The organism is Corallococcus sicarius, from assembly GCF_003611735.1.
Classification (GTDB): domain Bacteria; phylum Myxococcota; class Myxococcia; order Myxococcales; family Myxococcaceae; genus Corallococcus; species Corallococcus sicarius.
This window is the reverse complement of record NZ_RAWG01000131.1, coordinates 1-24755: the sequence shown is the minus strand read 5'-3', so window position 1 is coordinate 24755 and position 24755 is coordinate 1. Positions and strand designations below refer to the sequence as shown.

The window sequence follows — 24755 nt, the reverse complement described above, 5'->3', positions numbered from 1 at the left end:
GTCGACCCCAGGGGGGCCCCCCAGGCAGGCCCTCCCGGCCTGCGTCCCCGTCGCGCCGAGGTCCCGTCCCGCGTCGCCGCCACGGGCGCCTCGGTCGTCGCCACCACCGCCGGAGCACCGGAGCCCTGGCGCGCGTCCCTGCGCGCCACCCGCTTCACGGAGCTGGAGATTGAAGCGGACTCGCTGCTGCATGCCGTGGAGCTCGCGGCCCAGCGCGGACTCGCGGACGGCGCGCCTGACGAGGAACCCGTCCCCGCGCCGACCGGGGAAGCGGAGGCCGCCGCTGGCGCCTGGGACGCGCTGCCGTCCATCCCGCTCTTCTCCGACCTGCCGCGCGACGCGTTCATCCAGCTCTTCGAGCGCTGCCCGCTGCGCCGCTTCGGCCCGGGCGAGCGCATCCTCTCGCAGGGCAGCCACGGCGACGCCTTCTACGTCATCTGCGAAGGCAGCGTGCGCGTCTACCGCGAGGACGGGGGCGTGCGTCAGGACCTCGCCGTGCTGGAGGGTGGGGCGTTCTTCGGAGAGATGGCGTTGCTGTCCGGAGCGCCGCGCGCCGCGTCCGTGGAGTCCGCGTCCGACGACACGCAGGTGCTGGAGATCTCCGCGTCGGTGCTGGCCGCGCTGTCGCACAGCCATCCGCCCGTGGCCCAGGCCCTGAAGAAGTTCTGCCGGGATCGCCTGCTCACCAACGTGATGAACGGCTCCGCGCTGTTCCGCCCCTTCAACCGCAAGGACCGGCGCGGACTGGTGGAGCGCTTCCGCGCGCGCGACGTCGAACGCGGCGACCTCATCATCCGCGACGGAGACGTGACCGACGGCCTCTACGTCGTCCTCTCCGGCGAGGTGGAGGTGCACAAGAACGGGCACGTCCTGTCGCGCCTGAGGGAGGGGGAGCTGTTCGGAGAGATCTCCCTGCTCCAGAAGACGCCGGCCACGGCCACGGTGGAGGCCTCGCGCCACACCACGCTGCTGCGCCTGCCGCGCGAGGACTTCGACTCGCTCATCTCCAGCCATCCCCAGGTCCTGATGCTCATGTCGGACCTGACCGACGAACGCCTGCGCCGCACCGAGCGCGTCCTGGGCCCCCCCGAAGACGCGTCCGACCTTGCGCTGGTGGACGACGACGACGACCTCATCCTCGTCTGAGGACGGCGCCGGGTTGTGGCCTCCAGGGGTGCCCGCTATCCTCGCGGGCATGGCTGGAGGCCAGGGCGGGGCGCCGCACGCGATAGCGGGATTGGGGCCCGACGACATCGCCGAGCTGGAAGCCCTCGGCTCGCAGCCCGGCTATGACGCCTACCTCGCTCCGGCCCGCGCGCTCGAAGGCGCCGTGGAGGAGTGCCGCTCCAACATCGCGCTCGCCTTCCACAACACGAAGCGCGGCGTGGACAGCGTGCTGGCCCGCAACGACGAGCTGGCCACGCTGCCGGGCGTGAACGTGGAGGAGCTGCGCGACCTGCCGCTGCTCGCGCAGGGGCTCGCGTTCGCCGCGCTCCAGGTGCAGCGCGACATGCGGGCCAGCACCTTCGGAGGCCTCTTCGAGCGCGCCCAGCACCTGCGCCGCAAGCTGCTCAAGACGGCGGAGGCGCTCGCGGAGGCGGCCTTCCTCGACGCCGCCGAGGTGGAGGCCAGCCGCAGCGACGGCCACCGCGACGTCGTGGGCGACTGCCTGGGGCTCGTCGCGCTCTTCCAGCGCCACGAGGCGAAGCTCACCGGCCGCTCGCCCGTGACGCCCGAGGACGTGCAGGAGGTGGAGCGCGTCGCGGTGCAGCTGCGCGCCCTGCTCGCCGCCCCCGGCGAGGCCCGTGAGAACGAGGCCTCGCCGCTCTTCTTCGAGGCCACGGAGACGCGCGACCGCTTCTGGACGCTGCTCACCCGGCGCCATGACGTCCTCTGGCGCTGCGGCGCGTGGCTCTTCGGCCGCGACGTGGACATCCACGTGCCACCGCTCCAGGCCCGCCACCCGCTGGTGCGCGCCGTCGTCCCCACGGCCATCGAGCGCGCGTCGCAGCAGTCGCTCCGACGCGGGGAGTCACGGCCCCAGGGTTCTTCCGGCAGCGGCGGCCACGCCCCGGAAGGCGGCGCCATGCGCTCCAAGGTCCGCTTCATGGTGAAGGTCGGCTTCGACTTTCCCTCGCGCTAGACGCTAGACACCCCCATGCCTTTCGACGTGAAGGACATCCTCCGGCAGCTGGACACGGGCTTCGCCCCGGACGCGGGCGCGCCGCCGTGGTGGCAGGAGAGCTGGGAGGATCCGGAAGGGTTCGCCGCCGCGCTCGTGGAGGCCCACGCGGGCAAGGGCGTGCCGCCCCCCAAGAGCCGCCCGGGCCAGCAGTACGACTTCTTCCACGACCTGGTGGTGCGCCACGTCGCGCTGGAGCGCCCCGCGTTCCGCGCCTACGCGCGCGTGCAGGGCTGGCAGACGGTGGGCTACCGCGCGCTGCACGACCTGGCCGCGCGCCGCGCCAGCGAATGGGCGGAGCAGGGCGTCGTCCCGGGCGCGAAGGTGTGCCTCGTCCACGGCGTGGGGCAGGAGCTGCTGGTGTCGCTGCTCGCCACGTTGCGGCTGGGCGGCTGCTTCACGCTCCTGCCGCCCCTGGGCCCGCGCGCCATGGCCACGCGCCTGGAGGCCCTGACGCCGGAGTTCATCGCCGCGGAGCCGCACCAGCTCCCGCTCCTGCGCGGCCACGAGAAGCTCCTGCTCAAGAGCCGGGGTGGGGGAGCGCCCGGCTTCACGTCGCACACGTACAAGCCCGCGGACGTGGTGGGGCTGCTCTTCTCCCCGCTGGTGGATCCGCCGCACACGCTGGTGCCCCTCACCGCGGAGAACGCGTGGAAGGGCGCGCTGGGTGACGGGATGCTCACCTTCGGCCTCGCGCCGGGGGACATGCTCGCGGCGCCGGACTTCCCCGTGCTCCAGCACCAGCCGGCGCTCCTCTTCACCACGCTGCTGCGGGGCGCCACCTACCTGCACCTGGAGCTGGCGGACCTGGAGCACAACCCGGCGCCGCTGCTGGAGCACCCGCTGCGCGCCCTGGGCGTGACGCCCCGGCTGCGCGACCTGCTCTTGCGCCACCGCACCGGCGCGATGCGCAACGTGCTGCACTGGTTCCGCAACCCCGAGGAGCCCTACGACGCCCAGGCGTGGCGCGCGTGGGTGAAGCAGTGCGGCCTCCAGGCCGTGCCGTCGTCCAACGTCCTCATCGACGCGGCGGCCGGCGGCGCGGTGCTCGTGTCGTCGCGCGGGGTGAATGATCCGCACGCGGACGTACACACGGACGTCTTCCCCGTGCCGGGCCGCCGGTGGACCCTGAAGGATCCGAACGTGAGCGGGCAGGGTGCCCCCGCGGACGTGGGCGTCTTCACGCTGCTGCCGGACAAGGGCCGCCCTCCGGGCCACGTGCTGCTCGCGCGGATCCGCTCGCGCTACCACTACGGCGGCACGATGGGCTTCCGGCATGACGGCCACGCCTACCCGTCAAAGGAGGTCACCTCCGTGCTGGAGAGCGGTCTGCCCTTCCTCGTGGGCACCAGCGTGGTGCCGGTGTCCACCGGGGGCCTGGCCAGCCACTCGCGCTTCATCCTCCTGGCCTTCACGGGCAGCGAGCCCGCCCCCCCGTCGAGCGGGCAGGAGATCGAGCGGCGCATCGAAATGATGCTCGGCAGGGACTTCCTTCCCGACCGGATCGAGTTCTTCCCGCTCTTTCCACACCGGAAGAAGGGCGCCGTGGACGACGCGTGGTGCGCCACGCAGTTCTTCACCGGCGCGCTGCACCGCAAGGCGACGGACCCGTTGTTCCAGGCCCTCACCGCGCTTCGGGGCCGGTTGCTGGAAAGAACAGGCCCTTCGGGCGAAGATGGCCCGCCGGGTACACGCTGAGCCGAAAGGGGCAGGACATGGGTGTCCAGGTCGTGATGGGAGCGATGCTGCAATGCAGCTTCGGGGTGGCTCCCTCGTCGTTGATGGTCCTGCCGGCGAACAAGGTGCTCGCGACGACGCCCGCGGCGAACATCATGGACAACAAGCCCTTCATGAACGTGCTGCCCTTCGGCATGTGCTCGTCCATGGCGAACCCCATTGTGGCCGCGGCGACCGCGGCGGCCCTGGGCGTCCTCACCCCCATGCCCTGCATCCCCGCCACCGCGGCCCCCTGGGCCCCCGGCTGTCCCAAGGTGCTCATCGGCAACATGCCGGCGCTGGAGAGCAACTCCAAGCTGATGTGCAGCTACGGCGGCGTCATCCAGGTCGTCTCCCCCGGGCAGGTGGTGGCCATCGATGGGTGACGCGGCGCTGGCACTCGAAGCCGTCGACTTCTCGCTGCTCGACGCCCCCTTCACCGGCACGCCCGTGCCCATCGACGAGACGGAGGGCCCGGATCAGCGCCTGGAGGCCATCACCGCCCTCGTCGCCAGGGGCGCCTACCAGGACGCGGCCCGCGCCGCCGAAGCGCTCCTGCGCCAGGGCGTGCGCGACGTGCGCATCCTGGGCCCCTACCTCTTCGGTCACTTCGTGGCGGACGGGATGAAGGCGCTGCCCGTCCTCTTCCGCTCGCTGTCGCGCAGCCTCACGGAGAACTGGGACTTCTTCGGCCCCCCAGGCCCCAAGAAGCCCATCTTCGTGGACACCGGCCTGCGCTGGTTGCTCAAGATGATGAGCAAGACGCTGGAGCACCACACGCGCCTCAAGGACGCGCAATGGCAGTCGTGGTGCACGCCCGGCAACCGCGAGCCCCTTGAAGAGGCCCTGCGGATGGGTGACCCCATCATCGCCGCCTTCTCCGTGCTGCCGAAGAACGCCTGCGCGGATGCCTTCCGCACGCTGATGGGCTCCCTGCGCTCCCACGGCCAGGGCGTGCCGTACCTGCCCCCGCCGGAGGAGCCCGCTGCTCCCGGTGCCCCCACGGGCCCCACGCTCGCCGCCGCTCCCGACGAGGAGGACGACGAGGACGAGGACGACGACGAGGAGGAGGTCCGCCCGAAGAAGCGCAAGGGGAGGGCGGCGCGCGCCGAGGCCCAGGACACGGGACCGACCGTGCCCATGTCGCCCGCGCTCGCGCAGCTGGTGCGCAAGCTGTCCGCCTTCGAGGCGCTGGTGCAGCGCGAGGACTTCGTGAAGGCCAGCGTCATCGCCGTGGACGTGCTGGCCACCGTGGAGCGCTTTGATCCGCGCGTCTACCTGCCCATGCTCTTCTCCGGCTTCTTCAACGGGCTGAGCCAGCACGCGGACGCCATCGAACCGCTCCTGCACGGCACGGAGTCACTGGGCTTCCGCGCCCTGGATCAGCTCTACCGCGTGGACCTGGACGCGTTCCTCACCGCCCAGCAGCGTCCGCCCCGGGGCGGCTCCTCCGACGGGTACGAGGAATAGCCTCAAGCCCCCCCATGGAACTGGAGCGTGAACAGCCGGGCCGCAAGCTCACCGTCGAGGAGCGCATCAGCGAGCGCATCCGCAGCTTCGACGTGCCGGCCCTGTTGGACCTGCTCGCCAAGGAGGGCTACGGCGACGCGGAGGTGGAGTTCAAGAGCCACCGCAGCACCGTGAGCCAGCAGCACCTGGTGCACGCCATCGAGTTCACGCGCCAGCCGCGCAAGCGCGTGGTCATCACCGTCAACCTGGGCCTGCTCAGCGTCCAGACGCCGCTGCCATCCTTCCTCTTCCAGGCCATGGACCGGCTGGAACACGACGCGATGGCCGACTTCCTGGGTTACTTCGACCACCTGCTGCTGCGCACGCGCTTCGCGGGGCAGTTCCCGGACCGGGACGAATCGCTCCTGCCCGGGTGGGAGCACTCCACCGCCCACCGGCTGCGCCTGCTGCGCCTGGCGTGCCCCAGCAGCCTGCACTGGCTCTTCGCCAAGGTGTTCCCGGAGGCGGAGGTGGTGGTGCGCCGCGAGACGCGCCGCCAGCGCATCGAATCCAAGGGCATCCGCCTGGGCGCCGCCGCGCTCGGGGATGGCAGCGCGGTGGGCGGCTTCGCCACCGTGCCCACGGGCGGCGTGGAGGTGCGGCTGTTCCTCAACGAGCCCTTCTCCGGCGCCGGCATCCCCTGGGCCGTGGAGGCCCGCCGCCGCCTCAACGCCCGCATCTTCCCGAGCCTCGCGGAGACGCCGCTGGCGCTCGCGGTGATCCTCGCGCTGCGTGATCAGTCCAGCCACGCGCGGCTCCAGGACGGCAGCCACCTGGGCTACGAACCCCTGGTTGGCGGACCGGAACAGACCCAGGAGGTCCTCCTGTTCTCGGGGGACACCGCTCAACTGCGATCAGCAGAACCCCGTTAGTCCTGTGATCTTGCTTGGTTGACGGGAATTCCTGATCGCGCCTACGCTGTAATTGTTCACACGCAGCGCGTACTCCCGGGACGGCTCCTGTAGGACGGGGGGAAAAGGCGCGCTGCGAATGTCAGGGAGTCACCGTGGCCATTCAGGACCAGCTTCCCAAATCCCGCATCACCCTCACGTACCGCACCACCATCAACGGCGAGCAGGAGACGGTGAACCTGCCGTTGCGTCTGTTGGTGCTGGGCGACTTCTCGCTGGGCTCCTCGGAAGACCGCAAGAATGACCTGGAGACGCGCCGCCTGCGCTCCATCGACGGCCGCAACCTGGATGAGTTGATGAAGGACATGAAGATGTCCGCCAACTTCCAGGTGGCCAACCGCATCAACCCGGACGTGGAGTCGGAGCTGGACGTCAAGCTCCCCATCGACCGGATGAAGTCCTTCCACCCGGATGAGATCGTCAAGCACGTGCCGAAGCTCAAGGCGCTGCTGCTGCTCAAGACGCTCCTGGTGGAGATGCAGTCGAACATCGACAACCGCAAGGACCTGCGCCGCGAACTCTACGAGCTGTTCTCCAAGCCGGAGGCGCTCAAGGAGCTGCTCAACGAGCTGAAGGGCTACGAGAGCATGCGCCTGCCTTCGGGTGAAGTCAGCGCGAAGTCGGATGCGCCCGCCGCTGGCAAGCCTGCTGCTGGCAAGCCCGCCGCCGGGGCCGCCGCCGCCACCGCCGCCGTCGCGGCCACCGTTGCCGCCGGGGCCAAGCCCCCGGCCGCGTCCTGATCCTCCTTCCCGCACTCGACTTCTAAAAGGACTCCGCCATGGCCGAGACCACCTACCTGAAGCGCCTCTTCACCAGTGTCCGGCTCGATCCGCCCCAGGCGTCCGAGCCGATGATCCTCAGCAACTTCGGTGCTGTCGTCGACGAGCAGCAGGTCACCCTGGAGAGCCGCTTCCTCTCCAGCGTCGCCGCGCTGCTCCAGAACGTCGAACCGGTGGAGGGACCGGACAACACCGCCCGCTTCGACAAGGGCCAGGTGCTGGACGTCATCAGCCGCATCGACCGCATGATCGACGCGCAGATGAACGAGATCCTCCACAACGAGACCTTCCAGAAGCTGGAGTCGTCGTGGCGCGGCCTGGAGGATCTGGTCAACCACACCAACTTCAAGGCGAACATCGCCATTGACGTGCTGGACGTGGCCAAGGAGGAGCTGACCGAGGACTTCGAGAACAACTCGAGCAACATCTTCGCCGGCGCGCTCTTCGACAAGGTCTACATCCAGGAGTACGACCAGTACGGCGGCCGTCCCTTCGGCGCCATCGTCGGCCTCTACGAGTTTTCCTCCACGCCCGCGGACCTGACCTGGCTGCAGCGCATGGCCAAGCTGTCCAACGCCGCGCACGCCCCGTTCATCTCCGCGGTCAGCCACAAGTTCTTCGGCTGCGAGACCATCGAGGAGATGGAGGCCATCAAGAACCTGGAGGGCGTGCTCGCGCACCCCCGGTTCGGCCGCTGGAACGCGTTCCGTGACACGGAGGAGGCCGCGTACGTGGGCCTCACGTTCCCGCGCTACGTGCTGCGCCTGCCCTGGCACCCGGACAAGAACCCGTGCGACGTGCTCAACTTCACCGAGCAGGCCCGCGGCGACTCCGACAAGTACCTCTGGGGCAACTCCGCCATCCTGCTCGCGCGCAACATGGTGAAGGCGTTCGAGATCTCCGGCTGGTGCCAGTCCATCCGTGGCCCCAAGGGCGGCGGTCTCATCACCGGCCTCCCGGTGGACACGTTCTCCCTGCGCGGCCAGGATGAAATCAAGGCCCCGGTGGAGATCGCCATCCCGGACTACCGCGAGTACGAATTCGCGCGCTCCGGCTTCATCCCGCTCGTGTACCGGAAGGGCTCCAGCGACGCGACGTTCTTCAGCACCCAGTCCGCCAAGGTCGCCAAGACGTTCAAGGACCCCAAGGACTCGGAGAACTCGCAGCTCGTCACCAACCTGGCCTACACGTTCTCCATCACGCGGCTGGCGCACTACGTGAAGTGCATCATGCGCGACAACATCGGCAACACGGCGGACGCGGACTACATCCAGCGTCAGCTGGACTCGTGGTTGTCGAACTACGTCACCACCGTGGCGAACCCGGACGACCTCACCGTGCGCCGCTTCCCCTTCAAGGCGAGCAGCGTCGTCGTGTACCCGCGCCCGGGTGAAATCGGCTGGTACGACTGCAAGCTGGCGGTGCTGCCGCACATCCAGTTTGAAGGCCTCAACGTGGAGCTGATGCTCGAGTCGCGGCTCGGTTAAGCCGCACCCCCATTGGGCAGGTGAGAGCCTGCCCTCAACCCTGGAGTGACAGATGCCCCAGTTTTCGCGCAACCTGGATGTGTATCAGGGCTTCAACTTCAAGAAGGACAAGCAGACCCCCGTTGGCTACATCACCGCGCTCACCATCGGTGGCGTGGCGCTGAAGGCGGACCAGGAGACCATCAAGGATCCTGAGAACCCGGACGCGGCCATCGCGGACAAGGTCGTCGCGGTGCTCAACCACTACCTGTGGGATACGGGCGTGACGGACGCCATGTACTTCTCCGGCCAGGTGTCGGTGGCGAACAAGCAGGCCGTGGCGGAGATGCTGCTGGGCAAGTTCAGCAACATCGAGGTCGTCATCAAGTACGTCGTCTACGAGTACGACCCCATCGGCAAGAAGTACTTCAAGTCGAACTTCCTCGACGCGGAGATCAAGGGCCTGCTGGAGAAGAACGGCGACGAGCTGAACATGTCCGTCGCGGACAACGAGTCCCGCGAGGTGCAGTCGCCCAAGAACTACACGTTCCAGATCGGCGTGAAGCCGCAGGCGCTGGAGCAGTCGCTGAACCTGGCCACGTCGTCGACGAAGAAGTTGGCCAAGAAGTGGGGCGTCACGGAGACGGCCAGCTAGCATCCGGTAGCGGAATCAAGTCGCGCCCGGGCCGGGAGCACCCTCGCTCCCGGCCTGGCAGGCGCGAAGAAGAGACAAAGGCGCATGCAGCGGTTCAAGCTCGCACGGGTCCGCTGGCACGTTGGCCAGACCCTCCTCCCCGAGCACTTCATCGCGCAGGAAGACGCGCTGGACGCCGAGATCCGGCTCCACGCCACGCTGTCCGGGCTGCCGGCCCATGGGGTCGCGCACCTCGCCTGGAACGAAGCCCTGCTGGCGGGCGGCAGCCTGTCCATCTCCGCGCTCACCGTCGTCACCAAGACGGGCGACCTGCTGGACGTGCCGGGCAACGCCGTCATCGGGCCGCTGTCGCTGGACGCCATCGGGAAGACGGAGTTCATCATCTACCTGCACGTGCTGAAGGAGACCGTCAGCGCGGAGGGCATCCGCCTGTACGCGGATGATCCGCCGGTGCTCCAGCGCGTGCTCCACAAGCTGCAGCTGTCCTCGGAGCCGGTGCTGGACGGGGCGGTGGCGTCCCTGGGGCTGGTTGCCGTATCGCAGGACGAGGAAGGCGCCTGGCGCACGTCGCCGGACTGGGTGCCCGCGCTGCTGCTCGTGGGGCCCAACCCCTTCCTGGAGAAGCTGCTCAACACCCTGGATGATCTGTTGGATCAGGTGCGCCAGCAGCTGCTCACGCAGATCACGGACACGTACCTGCGCCCGGACCGGGTCACCAACGCGCGCCGGGCGCTCTTTGAAGTGCAGCACCTGCTCGCGCTGCGCAAGGACATGTTCCGGCAGGTGTACCTGCACCCGTACCACCTGTTCGACGGGCTGCGCCGGCTGTACTTCGAGGCGTGCTGCTACCTGGAGATGCTCCCGGACGAGCAGATGCCGGTGTACCAGCACGAGGACCTGGCGCAGGGCCTGGAAGGGTGGATCCGCCTGCTCAAGCGCAGCTTCCAGCCGGAGGCCACGCGCTCCACGCACAAGGCCTTCGTGGTGAAGGACGGGCAGTTCGTCTGCTCGCCGCTGCCCCCGGAGGTCCGCTCCGCCAACGAGGTGTACCTGCTGGTCAAGCGCACCCAGCCCGGCGAGCCCATCCCGCTGGACGGCGTGAAGCTGGCCAGCCCCTCGCGGCTGCCGCTGGTGCGCCGGCAGGCCCTGACGGGCGTGCCGCGCAAGTACAAGGAGCACACGTCGGTGCCGAACGCGCTGGGGCCGGAGATTGACTGGCACCTGCTGGACACCACGGTCGAGGAGTGGCAGCACGCGCTGCGCGAGGACGGCGTGGCCTTCTACGGCTCCCCCGCGCTCAAGGGCGCCCAGGCGTCGTTGTTCTGGCGGAGGACCTGACGCCATGGCCCGCGCCCCCTTCCTGGACAAGTTCGCGGCCCGCTCCCAGCGGCCCAACGTGCGCGACAGCCTGGCGCACGTGATGCGCAACATCGAAGCCGTGCTGAACACGAAGAACGGCTACGGCTTCTTCATGCGCGACTTCGGCCTGGGCGGGTACACGGAGAAGCTGGGCACGCGCGAGCTGGTGGAGGCGCTCACCGCCGAAATCCAGCAGGAGATTGCCCAGCACGAGCCCCGGCTCGTGGGCCCGGACGTGAAGCTGCGCGGCCGTGACAGCCAGCTGTGGCTGCACTTCGACTGCAAGGGCACCTTCGACGAGCTGCCCTGCCACCTGCGCATCGTCTTCCACACCGTCACCGGCCAGGTCCGCGTCCACGTGGAGGACACCTGATGCCTCACGCCGAGCGCCTGGACCTGGGCCTCACGCTCACCATCGGCGGCACGGCGCACGCCATCGCCCCGGCGGACATCCTCGCGTTCGAGCTGGATCTGCACGGGTGGGGGCACGAGGGGAGGGTGGAGTTCCGCGTCCTCGACGAGACGGCGCACGGCGGACAGAAGAAGGACAAGCTGCTCGCGGACTTCCTCAAGCCGGACCTGGTGGAGGTGGCGCTGGAGCTCAAGGCCGTGCACTCCGACACGGCGACGAAGCCCACGTACACGTCGCTGAAGGTGAAGGGGCTGGGGCTGGACAAGGCCCTCACGGAGGAGACCGTCGCGCAGGCGAAGGGCGCGGCCATCACCTACCGCCACTACACCGTGCGCTTCGTGGACGCGGCCCGGCTCTTGTGGACGCAGCACTTCCCGTGCGCGCTCTACACGCAGAAGACCCTGCAGAACGTGCTGGACGCGCACAAGGGCGACAAGATCGCGCTCGCCAATGACTGGGACGCGGTGCTCGCGGCCACGCACCCGCTGCTCTTCTTGGGGTTGTCCCCGGAGTCGGGGGCCAGCTTCTACGACTTCGTCGTCTGGTTCGTGCACGCGCGCAACGGGGTGCTGGCGTACGACTACACGGCGCAGGGCTACCAGCTGCGCGCGGCGAAGGCCGCCACCGGCACGCCGCTCAACCTGCGCGCGGACGACGTGGAGACGGTGACGGTGGTGTTCCCGGAGGTGGCGCGCCACGACGTGGCCATCCTCAACGCCGCCGCGGAGAGCCCCAAGAACCAGGCCATCACCAACGCCAAGGCCGTCACCGGCATCCGCCAGGACGTGCTCCTGCGCACGGACATCGCGGACGACGTGCAGAAGCGGGTGACGCTGGAGACAGCGCGCCTCAAGGTGCGCGGCCTGGAGGTGGACCTGGAGTGGAACCGCTTCCCCACGGTGGCCTTCGCCCCCGGCGCGCTGGTGAAGCTGCCCCAGACGGCCGGGTGGGCGGCGGCCGGCGTGCCCTCCACGGACACCTTCCGCGTGCGCCGGATGACGCTGCGCGCGGAGCCCCTGCCGCCCGAGGAGGCCGGGGAAGGGGAGGAGGAAGTGCGGCGCCCGTCACCGGAGAGCCGCTACCTCTTCACGCTCACCACGCGCCTGGAGCGCAAGGACGAGCTGCACGTGGACCTGCCGCCCTTCGTGACGCCGGTGTACCCGCGCTTCGTCGAAGGGCTCATCGTCAGCGAGGTGGGCGCGCAGAAGGACGAGACCTGGCAGGCGTACACCGACACCACCACGTCGCTGGACAGCTACAAGGTGAAGATGCCGCTCTTCGCCAACCAGATCATCCAGGTGCCCTTCAACGCGAGCCTGCTGCCCGGGCACTTCTACTTCCCGGCCTACAAGGGCGCGCGCGTGCTGGTGGCGCTGGACTTCCAGCGGGCGTGGCTCAAGCGGCACCTGGACTGGCGCGCGGGGGCGCGGCTGCCCTCGGACGGGCAGGGCGTGCACCTGCTCGTGGGCAAGACGACGGAGAACGGCACGTCCATGCGCCACTTCTACGACGACAACAAGCCGGTGCTCCGGCTCCAGCGCACGAACGCGTCCGACACGGAGAAGATTGAGCTGAAGGAAGGCACGCTGCTCATCCTGGTGAAGGAAGAGTCCACGTGAGCACGACCGCGGACGGGGAGGACTGATGGGGACGCTGGTTTGCAAGATCGAGCTGGACAAGGTGAAGGGCATCACCGTCCAGGTCGACAACGCGGACGATCAAATCACCCAGACCGTCGTGATGGATGGCACCAGCATCACCATCACCGTGAAGGGCCCCCAGGAGACGAGCACCTTCGTGCAGAAGCAGGACAGCATCGTCGTCACCGTGAAGGACCTCACCTTCGACACCGACACCATCACCATGAAGTCCAAGGGCGTGTCGCAGTGGACCAGCCAGGACACGCTCACGGTGAAGAGCACGAAGGACATGACCTTCGACACCAGCGCCAAGCTCACCCAGACGGCCACCAGCGACGCGAAGCTCGCCTCCAGCGCCAACGTGAACATCGAGGCGACGTCGAAGCTGGCCATGAAGGGCAACATGGGCGCGGAGATGACGACGTCCGGCGGCGAGGCGAAGGTGGACGGCGTGACGCTGAAGCTCGCCGGCAAGACGCAGGCGGAGATGTCCGGGGCGATGACCAAGGTGACCGCCACCGGCAAGCTCGACCTGGAGGCCAGCGGCATGGCCAACCTCAAGGGCTCCATCACCAGCGTGGGCGGCTCGCTGGTGAAGCTGGGCTGATGCGAAGCGGATGGCTCCACTTCGGATTTTTGACTTCTGACGTACGGCGGGAGAGCGGGCGGTGAAGGATTTTTCGGAGAAGATCTACCTCGACTTCCTGTCGGAGCTGGACGGGCTGGAGCGCTTCCGGCAGCGCTTCCAGGAGCGCCATCCGGCAGCCCCCCTGGACCGCGAGGACCCGGACGTGCGCCGCCTCATCGAGGCGATGGCGTTCTTCTCCGTGCAGACGCGGCACGCGACGCTGCACAACCTGCGCTCCACCTGGCGTCGGCTCTTCGCGGGCTTCTTCGACTTCCTGCTGGAGCCCGTGCCCGCCGCCGCCATGGCGCAGGCCGTCCCCACGGAGAAGATGGTGGAGCCGGTGCTCCTCACCCGGGGCACGGAGCTGCGCCTGACGCCCGCGGAAGGGGTGGCGGGCTCCTTCCGCCTCCAGCGCGATCTGCGCGTGCTGCCCATCTTCCTCAAGGCCACGGACGTGGTGCCGCAGGTGCGGAGCGGCCACCGGCTGATCCTCCGCTTCGAGTCCCGCTTCGCGCGCAAGGACCCCATCGACGTGCTCAGCCTGCACGTGCGGCACCTGGACGACTACCGCTCGTCGCTGGCGGTGTTCCACGCGCTGCGCAAGCACATCCAGCAGGTGAGCGTGGTGTACGACGAGTCCGCGGACGAGCACTCCGTGGGCAGCCCGTGCGAGGTGTCCTTCAACCGCGACCCGCCCGCGCCGGACGACGCGTCCGTCTACGCGCACCCGTTCCAGCGCCTGCGCGCCTTCTTCCAGTTCCCGGAGCAGCAGCTCTTCGTGCACCTCAAGGTGCCGCCGCCGCGTGCCAGCTCCTGGATGAAGTTCTGCCTCTGCCTGGACCTGGACAAGGACTGGACGGTGGGCAAGTCGCTGCACCCGGACTTCTTCCAGCTCTTCACCGTGCCGGTGCTCAACCTCAAGGCGGAGCCCGCGCAGGTCATCGTCGCGGACGGCACCCGCGCGGAGCACCCCATCCTCAGCATGAGCGCGGGGCGCGAGTTCAGCCTGCACTCGGTGACGGGCGTCTTCGAGATGACCAAGGCGGGCCTGTCCCCGCTGCGCCCGGCCTTCCTGCCCGGCAAGGGGCCCAGCTACGAGGTGGACGAGACCTTCGACGAGAAGCTCACGTCCCGGCAGAGCCTCATCGTGCGCATGCCGGAGGCGTTCACCGCGCCGCGCAAGATTGTCCTGGAAGCGCTGTGGCACCAGCCGCAGTTCTCCTCACAGGCGGCGGGCAGGGTGGAGGTGTCGGTGCCGGGCAGGCACATCGAGGGCTTGAAATGGCAGACGGTGGGCAGCCTCCAGCCCCACCGCGACAGCGTGCTACGGGATGACGTGGAGGCGCTGACGCAGTTCCTCGCGTGGAAGGCGAAGGCCACGCTGGGCCGGGACGAGGTGGTCGCCCTGCTGGGTCACCTGGGGACACCCGCGGAGAGCCCGTTCCGCCGCGTCCTTCCCTGGCTCAAGGAGCTGAAGTTCAGTGTCGTTCCCGACAGCGCCCTCAAGGGCTCCGGGATCCGCCATGCCTACGAGGCCGTCATGGAGCCGTTCGACGTGAGCTTCGAGCCTGTCGTCATCTGCTTTCTTGAGCAACTGCGGGACCTGCTGGATGCTTGGAACAATGAGGCCTCGGTGGATTTGCGAGCCTCGGTCGCGGGATTGGGGCCGCTGCAGCTACCGACGTAGCGCTCACCACCATGAAACTGGAGCATTGGAATTCCCTTCTGGCCACGCAGCGCCGCGTGCGCCAGCTCCTCGACCGGGCCCTGCCCGCCGAGCCCGTCCCCGGTGCGCGCCGTCCCATGGGCAGGGTGGGGCAGGAGGCGCTGGATCACCTGGCGCAGGCGCTGCTCGTGGAGCTGGAGCTGCTGCGCGCGGCCTTCGGCGCGGACCTGCAGCCGGACACGGTGGAGGACCTCGTCCGCCCGTTCGTCTACTTCCTGGATGAGTGGGTGCTGCGCCGCCTGTCGGACTCGGAGCAACATCTCTGGCCGCTCCTGCAGCAGAACCAGTTCCAGGTCGACTCGGGTGGCGACCTCTTCTACGACTTCGTGGAAGAGAAGTTGCGTCGCAATGACACGCCGCCCATCGTCTTTGAAATGATCCGCTTCTGCCTCGCCGCGGGCTTCACCGGCCGCCTCGTGGGCCATCCCGAGCGCATCCGCGAATTCAAGGACCGCATCTCCGAGCGCATCCCGCAGCCGGCGTCCCTGCCGCCGGTGATGCCGGTGGTGCAGACGGGGCCGCCCACCGTCTACGACTTCCCGGTGCACTACTACGCCGTGACGGCCGCCATCGTGCTGGGGCTGCCCGTCCTCCTGTGGTGGGCCTCCAATTGAGGCCCCTTCCCACACGGGACGGCCGCGCGCCGTCCGCCCCGCAGCCGTCCACCCCGCAGCCGCCGAGGCCCCGGGCGCTGGCGCTCCTGGACGTGCTGGAGCGGCAGGTGGACGCGGATCTGGGGACGCTGCGCGAGGGTGTGCAGCCGCTGCTGGATGAGGTGCGCCTGGGGCTCGTCGCGCTGGATCCGCCGGGGGAGGGGATGCTGCCGTCGCCGCAGGATCAGGAGAAGCTGCGGGCGAAGCTGACCTCCACGCTGGAGGAGGCGGAGGACGTGCTGGAGGCGCTTCAGCTGGCTGCGCGCACCAGCGGACAGGGAAGCGGCTGACGGTGGGCGCGCTCCAGTCCATCGGCCTGGCGTTGAAGGCGCACTGGGTGCTCGTGCTGAGCATCCTGCTCGCGCTGGCCGCCATTGGCGTGGGCGTGGCGCTGTGGTGGCGCAAGCGGCAGCGGCAGCCGGCGGCGCTCACGGGCGGGCAGCGGCCGCTGGCGTCCGGGCAGCTGCTGGCCATCCGGAAACGGTTCCTGCGCGCGCTGCCGTGGCGCTACCGCGCGTCCGTGCGGGACTTCCCCACGCTGGTGGTGCTGGGGCCCGCGGGCAGCGGCAAGACGAAGCTCATCGACGTGGAGGTGGACTGGCGGCGGCAGGCGCGTCAGTTCATGCCCAGCTTCACCGAGGATCCGTTGCTCCAGATGTACCTGGGGCCGGAGGTCGTGGTGCAGGAGGTGTCCGCGCCGGTGCTGGAGGACGGCTCCCACCACGCGCGGGCCGCGCTCCGCCGGCTGTGGAAGGCCAGCTTCGGCCGGCGCCACGTGGGCCGGGCCGTCATCGTGCTGGACGTGCGGTGGCTGCTGGACACCTCCCCGGACGAGGTGAAGCGCATCACCCAGCTGTTGCGCGGCAAGGTGAACCTGCTCGCGGAGGTGTGTCAGGCGTCGGTGGAGACGCGGCTGTCCCTGACGCACATGGACGCGCTGGAGGGCTTCGCGGACTTCGCGCAGCTCATGCAGAGGCACGGCGTGCCGCTGGAGCTGCCGGTGCCGCCGCCGGGCAGGGAAGGGGAGCTGGCGCACGCGCTCCAGGCGATGGAGAAGTACCTGGCGCTGGGGCTCACCTCGATGTCGCCGGACGCCTTCGAGCGGCTGGCGTCGTTCTACTCGCGCGGCGGTGATGCCTTCGCGGTGCTCGGGCGCTTCGTGTCCACGCTGGTGGAGAGCGGGTCGCTGGCGTTCCCCCTGAAGCTGGAGCGCGTGTACCTGTCGTCGAGCGCGGCGGATCAGCGGGCGGCGGGCGCGCTGACGGTGTACTCGGCGCAGCCGCCGGATCAGCTCATCGCGCGCTACCGCTGGACGCACCTGCGCCGGTGCGCGGTCATCGTCGCGGTGTGCTGCCTGCCGGTCCTCCTGGCGTACGCGCACTTCTACCGGCTGCTCCTGCGCGCGCAGGACAGGCTGGACGCGTTCCAGGTCACGGTGATGCGGCTGGAGGAGCGCAACCAGAACGTCGCCGGCTCCGTGGTGCAGGCGCAGACCACCGAAGCGGTGAAGGCGATGGAGGACCTGTGGGGCGCCACGCGCTACTGGCCGCCCCTGGCCCACAGCTTCACCGACGAGTGGGAGGACCTGCGGTCCCGGCTCGCGCGCAGCATCCGGATGTCCTACTTCAAGCCGCTGCTGGAGAAGTGCCAGGACCAGTGCCGGCGCTGCCCCGGACGCATCCCCGGCTGCCAGCCCGCGCCGGTGTTCAACGCCCGCGCCACGCGCGCCGTGCCGCTGCAGGTCACCCCGGAGCACGAGAGCTGCCACCAGGAGACGCTGTGCCGTCCGGAGCAGGCGCTCCACACGCTCGGCATCCTGTACGCCTCCCGCAACGAGGACCTGGGCCGGTTCGTGCTGCAGAGCGTGCACGGGGAGAGCAAGAAGGAGCTGAGCTGGACGGCGGAGGCCTTCGGGTTGAGCCTGGCCGGCGAGGGCAAGGATGACAACTGGCTGGAAGCCATGGGGCTCGCGGAGCCGATGGTCGCCAACTACGTCATCGCCAGCGACAAGCCCTTCGACGAGAACGTGACGTGGACGCGCTGGCCCTTCGTGTGGCTGTCCATGGAGGGCCTGCTGGGCCCGTGGCGCGAACACTTCATGCAGCTGCAGGCCGTGCTGGACGCGAAGGAGCTGGACCTGCCCCGGTGGCGGGCGCTGCGCGACGAACGCGAAGAGCTGCGGGCCACGCTGGAGCAGAGCATCCCGTTCAGCTCCGCGCGCCAGGTGATGGACCTCATCAACGCGTCCGACGCGGAGCCGGACGCAAGCCAGCTCAAGGGCGTGGGCAGCCTGCTGGACGGGCTGGACTGGCTGCGGCTGAACCGCGCGCAGCTGGAGGCCATCCTGCGCATGGAGGACGAGGCGGACACCGCGCTGCGCGCCGCCGAGCGGATGACCGCCGCGGAGCTGCTCACCCGCGCGGACGGCCTCTTCGCCCCCAGCGACGGCGACGCGCGCTACTCCGTGGAGGTGCTCAAGCGCGACTACGAGTTCCGTCCGGTGGACGTGTCGCGGCAGCTCCTGGAGAAGATCCTCCGGCACCTGAAGGAGACGGGGCGCTCGCCGTTCGACGGCCAGTCGCTCAACCCGCGCACGGGTGAGACGACGTCGGAGGTCGCCAGCGAAGGGGCAGGGGACGACGACACGGAGTTCGCGAGCGCGCAGGCGCCGGTGGTGGGTCGCGTGCTCGGCCGGGCCGCGTTCGACGCGCAGCTGAGCCCCCTGGTGGACGAATTCACCGAGCGGCTCGCCAAGTCGCGGCTGTCGCGCGAGGAGGCCGTGGAGCGCGCCACCTTCGTGCAGAACAAGGTCCAGACGTTCGCCAAGCGCTACGGCCAGGACCTCTACGCCAGCTACCGGGGCTACCGCTTCCGCACCACGCGGGGCGCGCTGACGAGCGACCTGGCGGCGCTGCTCCAGCCGTCGTCCGCGCTGGAGGCGATGCTGCGCGACGTGGCGAGCCGCGCGAGCGTGGGCCCGCTGGAGAGCGAGTACTACGCCCCGATGCGCGACGCGGTGGCGCCGTTCAAGCCGGTGGTGGCGCTGATGACGCCGGACAAGAGCGGCAGCCTCGCGGAGCTGGCGGCCTACACCACGCTGGTGTCGCAGCTCCAGCAGGAGCTGTCCGGCGTGAAGCCCGCGTCGGCGAAGCCCGCCGCGCCCAAGGACGCCGCGGCGCCCGTGGCCGCTGGCGCGACGACGGCGGCGGGAGGCTCGCAGCTGGCGGAGATGCTGTCGCCGGTGGGGCGCGTGGCGCTGAGCATGCTGCTGGAGGAGGAGGACTCGTACCTGCGCCGGGTGGACGCGTGGCTGGATGCGCACGGAGTCGTGGGCGAGTTCCGGCTGCCGTTCCGCCAGCCCTTCGTCGTCGTGCGCAACCGGGGCCGCGCGGAGCTGGAGCGCGTCATCGCGGAGCAGTGGGCCTACCAGTCCCGGCGCACGCTGGAGCCGATCGTCAAGCGCTACCCCTTCAACCCCAGCGCGTCGCAGGAAGTGGACCCGGTGGAGCTGGAGGTGCTGCGCCGCAAGGACGGGGCCTTCTGGCAGTTCGTCACGCAGGTGCTGTCGCCGGTGGTGGAGGAGCGCGGGACGGACTGGTCCCTGCGCTGGCCGCTGAAGTCGCGCCTGCTGCTGCCGCCGCGGATGCTGACGGTGCTGGGCCAGCTGGGCCGCCTGTCGCGGCTGCTCTGGGACGACGAAGGCAAGCCCCGCCCCATCACCATGCAGGTGCGGCCGCTGCCCCTGCCCACGGCGCCGACGCCGGACAGCTTCGTGACGCTGTCATACCTGAAGTGCGGCGGGGCGGCGTCGTTCGGGTTCAACCAGCGGCCGGCGTGGGGGGACTTCCCGCTGAGCTGGTGGAGCCCGCAGCCGTCGTCCATTGGCGTGGAGCTGCGCTCGCCGTCGCGCGAGGGCAAGCGCTACCGCTCCATGGAGATGTCCGAGTCGTCATGGAACTGCTTCCGTCTGCTGGAGTCCGCCACGCTGACGGATCAGCAGAACGTGGTGTGGGTGCTCCCGGGGCGGGGGCTGGCGGCGAACGAGAAGGTGTTGGAGATCAGCTTCGGGCTGCGTGGTGAGCCGTGGGCGCCATTCCGTGGGGTGGTGCCATGAAGAGCAGGGCGGTGCGGTTGGCGGCGGGACTCGTCGCGGCGGTGGTGGGCGGGAGCTGTGCGTCGCCCAGCCTGACGGTGAACATCAAGGCCCCGGCGGGCACCAACCAGGGCCGGCCGCTGTACATGCTCATCCGTACGGTGTCGAAGACGACGATGACGGAGGGCTACGCGGACGTCGCGGCCAGGGTCATCAGCCCGGACGAGTCCGTGTTGCAGACGGTGGTCATCTACCCCAGCCGCACGAAGCAGGTGAAGATCCCCCTGCCGCCGGAGCAGGCGGTGGCGGTGAGCTTCCTCTTCACCACGCCCAATGGTGCGTGGCAGGCCCTGCTGGACGTGCCGGTGCCGAAGACGGTGGACATCGAGCTGCAGGAGAGCCGCATCCGGACGGACCTGCCCCGACAGCTGTCCACCCAGGAGTCCGCGCGCTGCTTGAACGCCGCCAGGGCCTGATCCACCTGGGTGGCGAGCGTCGTCTCCGCGCTGGTGCGGGCCTGCTCCAGGGACTTCAGCCCGGCCGTCACGGACGTGTTCATCGTGCCCAGGTGCGTGTCCAGCTGTCCCTTCGCGGACGTCACCTGACCCTCCGCCGTCGCCCGCGTCGTCTTCATGGCCTGCACGGCCGCGGCGATGCCGGCGCCCACCTGCGCGTCCAGGGCCTTGAGGCGCTCGGGCACCTGCGTGTCCAGCGGCGTCACCTGCGCGGCCACCTGCTGCTGCATGGCTTTTATCTGCTGGACGCCCTGTTCCTTCGCGGTGCCAATCTGCGTCACGCCCGCGGCAATCACCTGCGCCACCTGGGCCGTGGCCTGCTCGATGCCCTGGAGCACGGACTGGGTCAGCGAGCCCATCTGCGTCACGACCTGGTTCGTCGCCGTGTCGATCTGCGTCTGCGCCTGGGTCTGCACCGTCTCCACCTGCGAGACGATGGTCTGCGTCAGCGACTGGAGCTGGCTGCCGACCTGGGACGAGAGGGTGCCCAGCTGCGTGGTGATCTGCCCCACCACCTGGGTGATGCCCTGCACCGCCGGGGTCACCAGGGGCTTGGGCAGGTCCGCGGCGGGGATGGCGTCCAGCAGGCCCATGGCGCGCTCCAGCAGCGCCTCCAGCGAGCCCACGAGCTGCTGGAAGAGGGTCTGCAGCTGCTCCAGCTTCTGGGGTAGCACTTCGAACAGGGCCATCACCTGCTGCTTGAGCGCGCTGATGCTGGCCACCAGCGTGTCCAGCGTGGTGAAGGCCGCGTCGAGCGTCTGCTTCAGCGGCGCCTTGATGCCCTCCACCGCCGTGAGGGTGCCCGTCACCAGCCCGTCGAGGGTGGCGCTCACCTGGGTGATGACGCCCTCGATGCGCTGCTGCACCTGGTCGATGAGCTGCTCCACCGCCACGAGCTGCGCCGTCACGGTGGCCACCTGACCGCCCACCGTCTTGCCCAGCGTCTCCAGCGTCCCCGACGCCTGCGTCTTCCCCATCTTCAGCGACGGGGTCACCTGGGTGTCCACCGGGTCGACGATGCCGGCCGCCGTCGTCGCGGCCGCCTTCACCTGGCCCGCGAGCGTCTTTTTCTGCGTCCCCAGCGCGGACTCCTGCTGCTGGTGGGCCTGCTGCGTCGTCTTGCCCGCGTCCACGATCTCCTGGTGCAGCGCGGCCAGCGCGCGGACGGGGTCGTTGACCGCGCCGTCCACCACGGCCGTGAGCTGCGTGCTCTTCCCCGTGGCCGTGTCGCGTGACGTGGCCAGGCGCACCAGCACCGCGGCGAGCGCCGCCGCGAGCGTGGAGCCCACGCCCTGGAGGTCCTGGGTGAGCTGCGTGCGCGTCTGTTCAATCAGCGCGTAGCCCTGCGCGCGGCGCGCCTCCGTGTCCGCCTGGGAGCCCTTGCGGGCCTTCAGCTTCGCGTCGAAGGACTTCTTGTCCGCGTCGCACTGCTGGCCCACCTGCTGCTGGAGCGCGGTGAGCTGGCCCTGCGACGACTCCGCGGACGTCTTCGCCTGCGCCTCCAGGCCCTGGCTCTTCGCGGTCGCTTCCTTGCCCAGGGACTCCGACGACGCGCGGGCCTTCGTGCCCGACGCGGACAGGGCCTGCTGGTGACCCTGCACCTCCGCGGCGAGCGCCTGGAAGCGGGAGGAGGGGTCCAACACCTTCACGTTCGCCGCGTTGACCTGCGCGAGCAGCTTCCCCAGCGTCCCATCCACCGTGGGGCGCAGCGTGGCGACCATCGTCAGCACGCCCTCCGCCAGCGCCTCCACCTCGCCCTTCGCCGTGGTGAGGCGCGGCGTCACACCCGAGCCGAAGCCCTGCACGGTCGCCTTGTGCTTCGCCACCGCCGCGCGCAGCTCGTTCATCGCAGCCCCGCCAGTGCGGCCTTGGCTTCAGCGGCGGAGCTGTTGAGTGCGCCCGCCTGTCCATCCAGCCCGTTGAGTGCGCCCGTCAGCTTCGCGCGAGACTCGGCGGCCTGTCCCTTCACCTTCGCCTCCGCGGCGGAGAGCGCCGCGCCCGTCTCTTCCGAGGCCGCGTTGAGCTTGGCGTTCACCGTCGCCGAGGAGGCCTTGTAGGCCGCCGTCGCTTCACCCACCGCGCCCTCCACGCCCGCGGTGAGGTCGCCCTTCGCCGTCTCCACCTGCGGCGTCACGTCATACGTGGGCGTCGTCGCCGCGCCGCCGGGCTCCTCCTTCGTCTGGATGAGGAGCCGGCCCTCGGAGATGCGGATGATCTCCGTGTCGTTCGAGTTCACGCGACCCAGGTTCCAGACGGGCTTGGCGTCCAGGTAGTCGTGCGTCATCGCCGTCTGGTTCGTGCCGTTCTTGCCGAAGAGGATCTGGTCGCCCTGGCTGTCCTGGGGCATGCGCACGCCCTCGCCCCAGTCCAGGTAGCGGTGCAGCGCCGCGTGGTCGAAGTGCAGCGCCACGAGCGCGCGCTCGTTCTTGTACGGCGGGAAGTAGAAGGTGCCCGGGAACAGGCCGGGCTCCGCCGGCACGCTCACCGTCTTGTTCCACAGCGGCACCGTCACGCGCCAGCTCGTCACCGACGTCTTCGGATCATCCACCTGGAGGTAGATGCGGTCCGTGGCCTCACCGCCGGGGCTGTGCACCTTGCCCTCGACGTAGATGGGGTAGTGGGGCGGCCGGTACGCGGGCAGCTCCGGCGCCGGATCCGACTTCTGCTCCAGGAGCACGGACAGCGTGACTTCGTAGCCCTCCGTCGCCTCCTGCTGACCGTCGTGCGGGCCGGCCTGGAGGCCCACGCCGTCGAAGGACAGCTCCGCCACGCGCAGGTCCTCGCCCAGGCCGGTGAGGTCCGGGCTCCAGAGCGGCCCGTCCAGCTTGATCAACGCGCCCGGGTGCAGCGCGAGCGGGGGCACGTCATGGAACGTCAGCCGCAAGCGCCGCTTGCGCAGCCGCAGGCGCTCCTTCTCCAGCGACTGGCGCTGCTCGGCCTCCGCCGCGATGGGCGTGCGCACGAGCATGTCGTGCCGGATGCCCGCCACGGCCTGGGCCTGATCCAACGCCACCGTGGTCGGCGCGGCCCCGAAGCCGTTGAGCACCCGCGTGCCGTGACGGATGACGGGGGGCAGCTCCACGTCCACGCGCTCCACGTGCTTGCGGCTGAGCGCCGCGACCGTCCCCGTGGCGGGCTTCTTCGCGGAGAACGTGTACGTGTCCGTGGGGCTGGCGTAGGTGAGCACGCCGCCGCGCGTGTCCACGTACCAGAGGACGAAGTCGTAGAAGCTCGCGGACGGGTGGTCGTCGCCGATGCCCAGGCACACCAGGGCCTGCTTCGCGTCCAGCGCGTCCCAGTCGTACGTGAGCAGCAGGCCGCCCGGCTTGTGGAGATCCAACAGCTCCGACAGCTTCTTGCCGGTGTGCAGCTCCACCGGGCGGTGCTGCTTCCAGAGCACCCGCGCGGGGTCCGCGAACTCCACGGTGTACTTGCGGAAGGCCAGCGCCACGCCGGCCTTGAGGCCGTGCTCCGAACCGGAGACGCGCTTCTCCGTCACGATGCCCTGCACGAGCAGCGGCGCGGCGGGCGGGTCGTACACCCCGGACAGGGCCAGCTTCACGCGCACCAGGTCCGGCTTGCTGAACGCGGTGAACAGCGGCGCGTCCGCCTTCTCCAGCGACGTCCAGAACGTCAGCGAGCCCGTGAAGCCAGAGGGCGTCATCCGCAGCGAGAAGGCCTGCACCTGGCCGCCGGGGATGACGAACGGCTGCTCCGCCGCGGTGACGGTGAGCTCCAGCTTCAGCTTTTCATCGAAGGGGAACGCCATGCCGTCGTTACCGGGCCTTCGCCTGGACCTCCTCGCGCGTCAGCGCGCCTCGGGCCTCCAGCGCTTCCATCATCCCGCGCATCACCCGGGCCTGCTGCGCCACCATGCGCTCCAGGTCCGCCACCTGCTGCGTGAGCGCGTCCACCCTCGACAGCAGCTCCGTGTCGCGTGGCGCCGGGCCCTGCGCGCGAGGGGGCGGGGTAGGGGCCACGGCCTCCGCCTGCTGCGGCGGGGCCAGCTCGAAGGTGACCTCCTCCATGCCGAAGCTCAGCGGCGTGGCGGCCGTGGAGGTGACCTCCCCGTGGTAGTGGTGCCGGATGGCGCGCTCGATGGAGGACGCGCTCGCGACCACCACCTGGAGCCGCTGGGCGGCGTGGAAGGCCAGCTCCTGCAGCGACTCCACGTTGGTGGGATCCGACGTGGCCACCGTGAGCACCTTGGTCGCGAGGTCCACGGCGATGGGGAACACGGTGTAGCGCTCGGCGATGTCCACGCGCAGCGCCTGGATGGCGGGCGGGGAGGGGACGTGCCGGTCCAGGTCCACCGTGGGGATGGCGAGCTGGCGCGACAGCGCGTGGACCATGGAGTTCTCGTCCACGTAGCCCATCTGCACCAGGGTGAGGCCCAGGCGTCCGCCCCACTTGCGCTGCTCGGCGAGCGCGGCGCGCAGCTGGGTTTCGGTCAGCAGGCCGGCGTCACTCAGGATCTCCCCGAGCCGCCGCTTGCGGTTGGGGCCTGGGCC

The 24755-nt window shown here is 69.9% G+C and carries 20 protein-coding genes; 18 read left to right on the top strand and 2 right to left on the bottom strand.

Translation table 11 applies throughout. From position 1 onward, the window contains the following. The 18 genes from D7X12_RS20825 to D7X12_RS45500 all read left to right on the top strand — a co-directional run. On the top strand, positions 1-1146 hold a 1146-nt coding region (locus D7X12_RS20825), incomplete at its 5' end, for a cyclic nucleotide-binding domain-containing protein (protein WP_147443748.1). Between the two features lie 91 nt (positions 1147-1237). Further along, positions 1238-2143: a hypothetical protein gene (locus D7X12_RS20820; RefSeq protein WP_120627025.1), complete on the top strand. Its 906-nt coding sequence runs from the start codon at positions 1238-1240 to the stop codon at positions 2141-2143. Positions 2144-2158: 15 nt separating this feature from the next. Beyond that, entirely contained in the window at positions 2159-3880 is a 1722-nt protein-coding gene (locus tag D7X12_RS20815) for an acyl-CoA synthetase family protein (protein WP_120627024.1), read from the top strand. A 17-nt stretch (positions 3881-3897) separates the two neighbouring features. Continuing rightward, the gene (locus D7X12_RS20810; protein ID WP_120627023.1) at positions 3898-4284 is read left to right on the top strand and encodes a DUF4280 domain-containing protein; all 387 of its coding nucleotides are present in this window, start codon (positions 3898-3900) and stop codon (positions 4282-4284) included. Next, complete coding sequence (locus tag D7X12_RS20805; protein WP_120627022.1) at positions 4277-5368, top strand: type VI secretion system protein IglI family protein; 1092 nt, start codon at positions 4277-4279, stop codon at positions 5366-5368. The genes D7X12_RS20810 and D7X12_RS20805 overlap by 8 nt, the downstream gene beginning before the upstream one ends. A 14-nt stretch (positions 5369-5382) precedes the next feature. Then, a complete protein-coding gene (locus D7X12_RS20800; RefSeq protein ID WP_120627021.1) occupies positions 5383-6279 on the top strand; it encodes a hypothetical protein in 897 nt (298 codons plus the stop codon). A 134-nt stretch (positions 6280-6413) separates the two neighbouring features. Continuing rightward, positions 6414-7058 (top strand): type VI secretion system contractile sheath small subunit, encoded by a 645-nt coding sequence (tssB, locus tag D7X12_RS20795; RefSeq protein WP_120627020.1) that lies wholly within the window; start codon positions 6414-6416, stop codon positions 7056-7058. Between the two features lie 38 nt (positions 7059-7096). Next, entirely contained in the window at positions 7097-8584 is a 1488-nt protein-coding gene (tssC, locus tag D7X12_RS20790; RefSeq protein ID WP_120627019.1) for a type VI secretion system contractile sheath large subunit, read from the top strand. 52 nt (positions 8585-8636) lie between these two features. Then, positions 8637-9218 (top strand): hypothetical protein, encoded by a 582-nt coding sequence (locus D7X12_RS20785; RefSeq protein WP_120612142.1) that lies wholly within the window; start codon positions 8637-8639, stop codon positions 9216-9218. Between the two features lie 84 nt (positions 9219-9302). Further along, a complete protein-coding gene (gene tssK / locus D7X12_RS20780) occupies positions 9303-10556 on the top strand; it encodes a type VI secretion system baseplate subunit TssK (protein ID WP_120627018.1) in 1254 nt (417 codons plus the stop codon). A gap of 4 nt (positions 10557-10560) precedes the next feature. Next, positions 10561-10950: a GPW/gp25 family protein gene (locus tag D7X12_RS20775; RefSeq protein WP_120627017.1), complete on the top strand. Its 390-nt coding sequence runs from the start codon at positions 10561-10563 to the stop codon at positions 10948-10950. Then, a complete protein-coding gene (locus D7X12_RS20770) occupies positions 10950-12608 on the top strand; it encodes a hypothetical protein (RefSeq protein ID WP_120627016.1) in 1659 nt (552 codons plus the stop codon). The genes D7X12_RS20775 and D7X12_RS20770 overlap by 1 nt, the downstream gene beginning before the upstream one ends. A gap of 25 nt (positions 12609-12633) precedes the next feature. Continuing rightward, positions 12634-13236 (top strand): hypothetical protein, encoded by a 603-nt coding sequence (locus D7X12_RS20765; protein WP_120627015.1) that lies wholly within the window; start codon positions 12634-12636, stop codon positions 13234-13236. Between the two features lie 61 nt (positions 13237-13297). Beyond that, positions 13298-14944 (top strand): type VI secretion system baseplate subunit TssF, encoded by a 1647-nt coding sequence (locus D7X12_RS20760; RefSeq protein WP_120627014.1) that lies wholly within the window; start codon positions 13298-13300, stop codon positions 14942-14944. 11 nt (positions 14945-14955) lie between these two features. Next, positions 14956-15597 carry a DotU family type IV/VI secretion system protein gene (locus D7X12_RS20755; RefSeq protein ID WP_120627013.1) on the top strand — a complete coding sequence of 214 codons (642 nt, stop codon included), beginning with the start codon at positions 14956-14958 and terminating at the stop codon, positions 15595-15597. After that, on the top strand, positions 15594-15926 hold the full coding sequence (locus D7X12_RS20750) for a hypothetical protein (protein WP_147443747.1): 333 nt from the start codon (positions 15594-15596) through the stop codon (positions 15924-15926). Before D7X12_RS20755 ends, D7X12_RS20750 begins: the two co-directional genes overlap by 4 nt. A 2-nt stretch (positions 15927-15928) precedes the next feature. Next, positions 15929-19750 carry a type VI secretion IcmF C-terminal domain-containing protein gene (locus D7X12_RS20745; RefSeq protein ID WP_120627011.1) on the top strand — a complete coding sequence of 1274 codons (3822 nt, stop codon included), beginning with the start codon at positions 15929-15931 and terminating at the stop codon, positions 19748-19750. Then, a complete protein-coding gene (locus D7X12_RS45500) occupies positions 19747-20205 on the top strand; it encodes a hypothetical protein (RefSeq protein WP_439329386.1) in 459 nt (152 codons plus the stop codon). The genes D7X12_RS20745 and D7X12_RS45500 overlap by 4 nt, the downstream gene beginning before the upstream one ends. A gap of 1882 nt (positions 20206-22087) precedes the next feature. Here the strand turns inward: D7X12_RS45500 and D7X12_RS20735 are convergent. Together D7X12_RS20735 and D7X12_RS20730 are read right to left on the bottom strand one after the other, a co-directional pair. Then, entirely contained in the window at positions 22088-24013 is a 1926-nt protein-coding gene (locus tag D7X12_RS20735; RefSeq protein WP_120627009.1) for a hypothetical protein, read from the bottom strand. A 7-nt stretch (positions 24014-24020) separates the two neighbouring features. Continuing rightward, a partial coding sequence (locus tag D7X12_RS20730; protein WP_439329385.1) for a GspE/PulE/PilB domain-containing protein occupies positions 24021-24755 on the bottom strand: 735 nt, incomplete at its 5' end.

Excerpts from the sequence above, each read along its gene's own strand:
- D7X12_RS20815 (WP_120627024.1), top strand. The coding sequence starts at position 2,159 with ATGCCTTTCGACGTGAAGGACATCCTCCGGCAGCTGGACACGGGCTTC.
- D7X12_RS20810 (WP_120627023.1), top strand. The coding sequence starts at position 3,898 with ATGGGTGTCCAGGTCGTGATGGGAGCGATGCTGCAATGCAGCTTCGGG.
- D7X12_RS20805 (WP_120627022.1), top strand. The coding sequence starts at position 4,277 with ATGGGTGACGCGGCGCTGGCACTCGAAGCCGTCGACTTCTCGCTGCTC.
- D7X12_RS20800 (WP_120627021.1), top strand. The coding sequence starts at position 5,383 with ATGGAACTGGAGCGTGAACAGCCGGGCCGCAAGCTCACCGTCGAGGAG.
- tssC (WP_120627019.1), top strand. The coding sequence starts at position 7,097 with ATGGCCGAGACCACCTACCTGAAGCGCCTCTTCACCAGTGTCCGGCTC.
- D7X12_RS20785 (WP_120612142.1), top strand. The coding sequence starts at position 8,637 with ATGCCCCAGTTTTCGCGCAACCTGGATGTGTATCAGGGCTTCAACTTC.
- tssK (WP_120627018.1), top strand. The coding sequence starts at position 9,303 with ATGCAGCGGTTCAAGCTCGCACGGGTCCGCTGGCACGTTGGCCAGACC.
- D7X12_RS20775 (WP_120627017.1), top strand. The coding sequence starts at position 10,561 with ATGGCCCGCGCCCCCTTCCTGGACAAGTTCGCGGCCCGCTCCCAGCGG.
- D7X12_RS20770 (WP_120627016.1), top strand. The coding sequence starts at position 10,950 with ATGCCTCACGCCGAGCGCCTGGACCTGGGCCTCACGCTCACCATCGGC.
- D7X12_RS20765 (WP_120627015.1), top strand. The coding sequence starts at position 12,634 with ATGGGGACGCTGGTTTGCAAGATCGAGCTGGACAAGGTGAAGGGCATC.
- D7X12_RS20755 (WP_120627013.1), top strand. The coding sequence starts at position 14,956 with ATGAAACTGGAGCATTGGAATTCCCTTCTGGCCACGCAGCGCCGCGTG.
- D7X12_RS45500 (WP_439329386.1), top strand. The coding sequence starts at position 19,747 with ATGAAGAGCAGGGCGGTGCGGTTGGCGGCGGGACTCGTCGCGGCGGTG.
- D7X12_RS20735 (WP_120627009.1), bottom strand. The coding sequence starts at position 24,013 with ATGGCGTTCCCCTTCGATGAAAAGCTGAAGCTGGAGCTCACCGTCACC.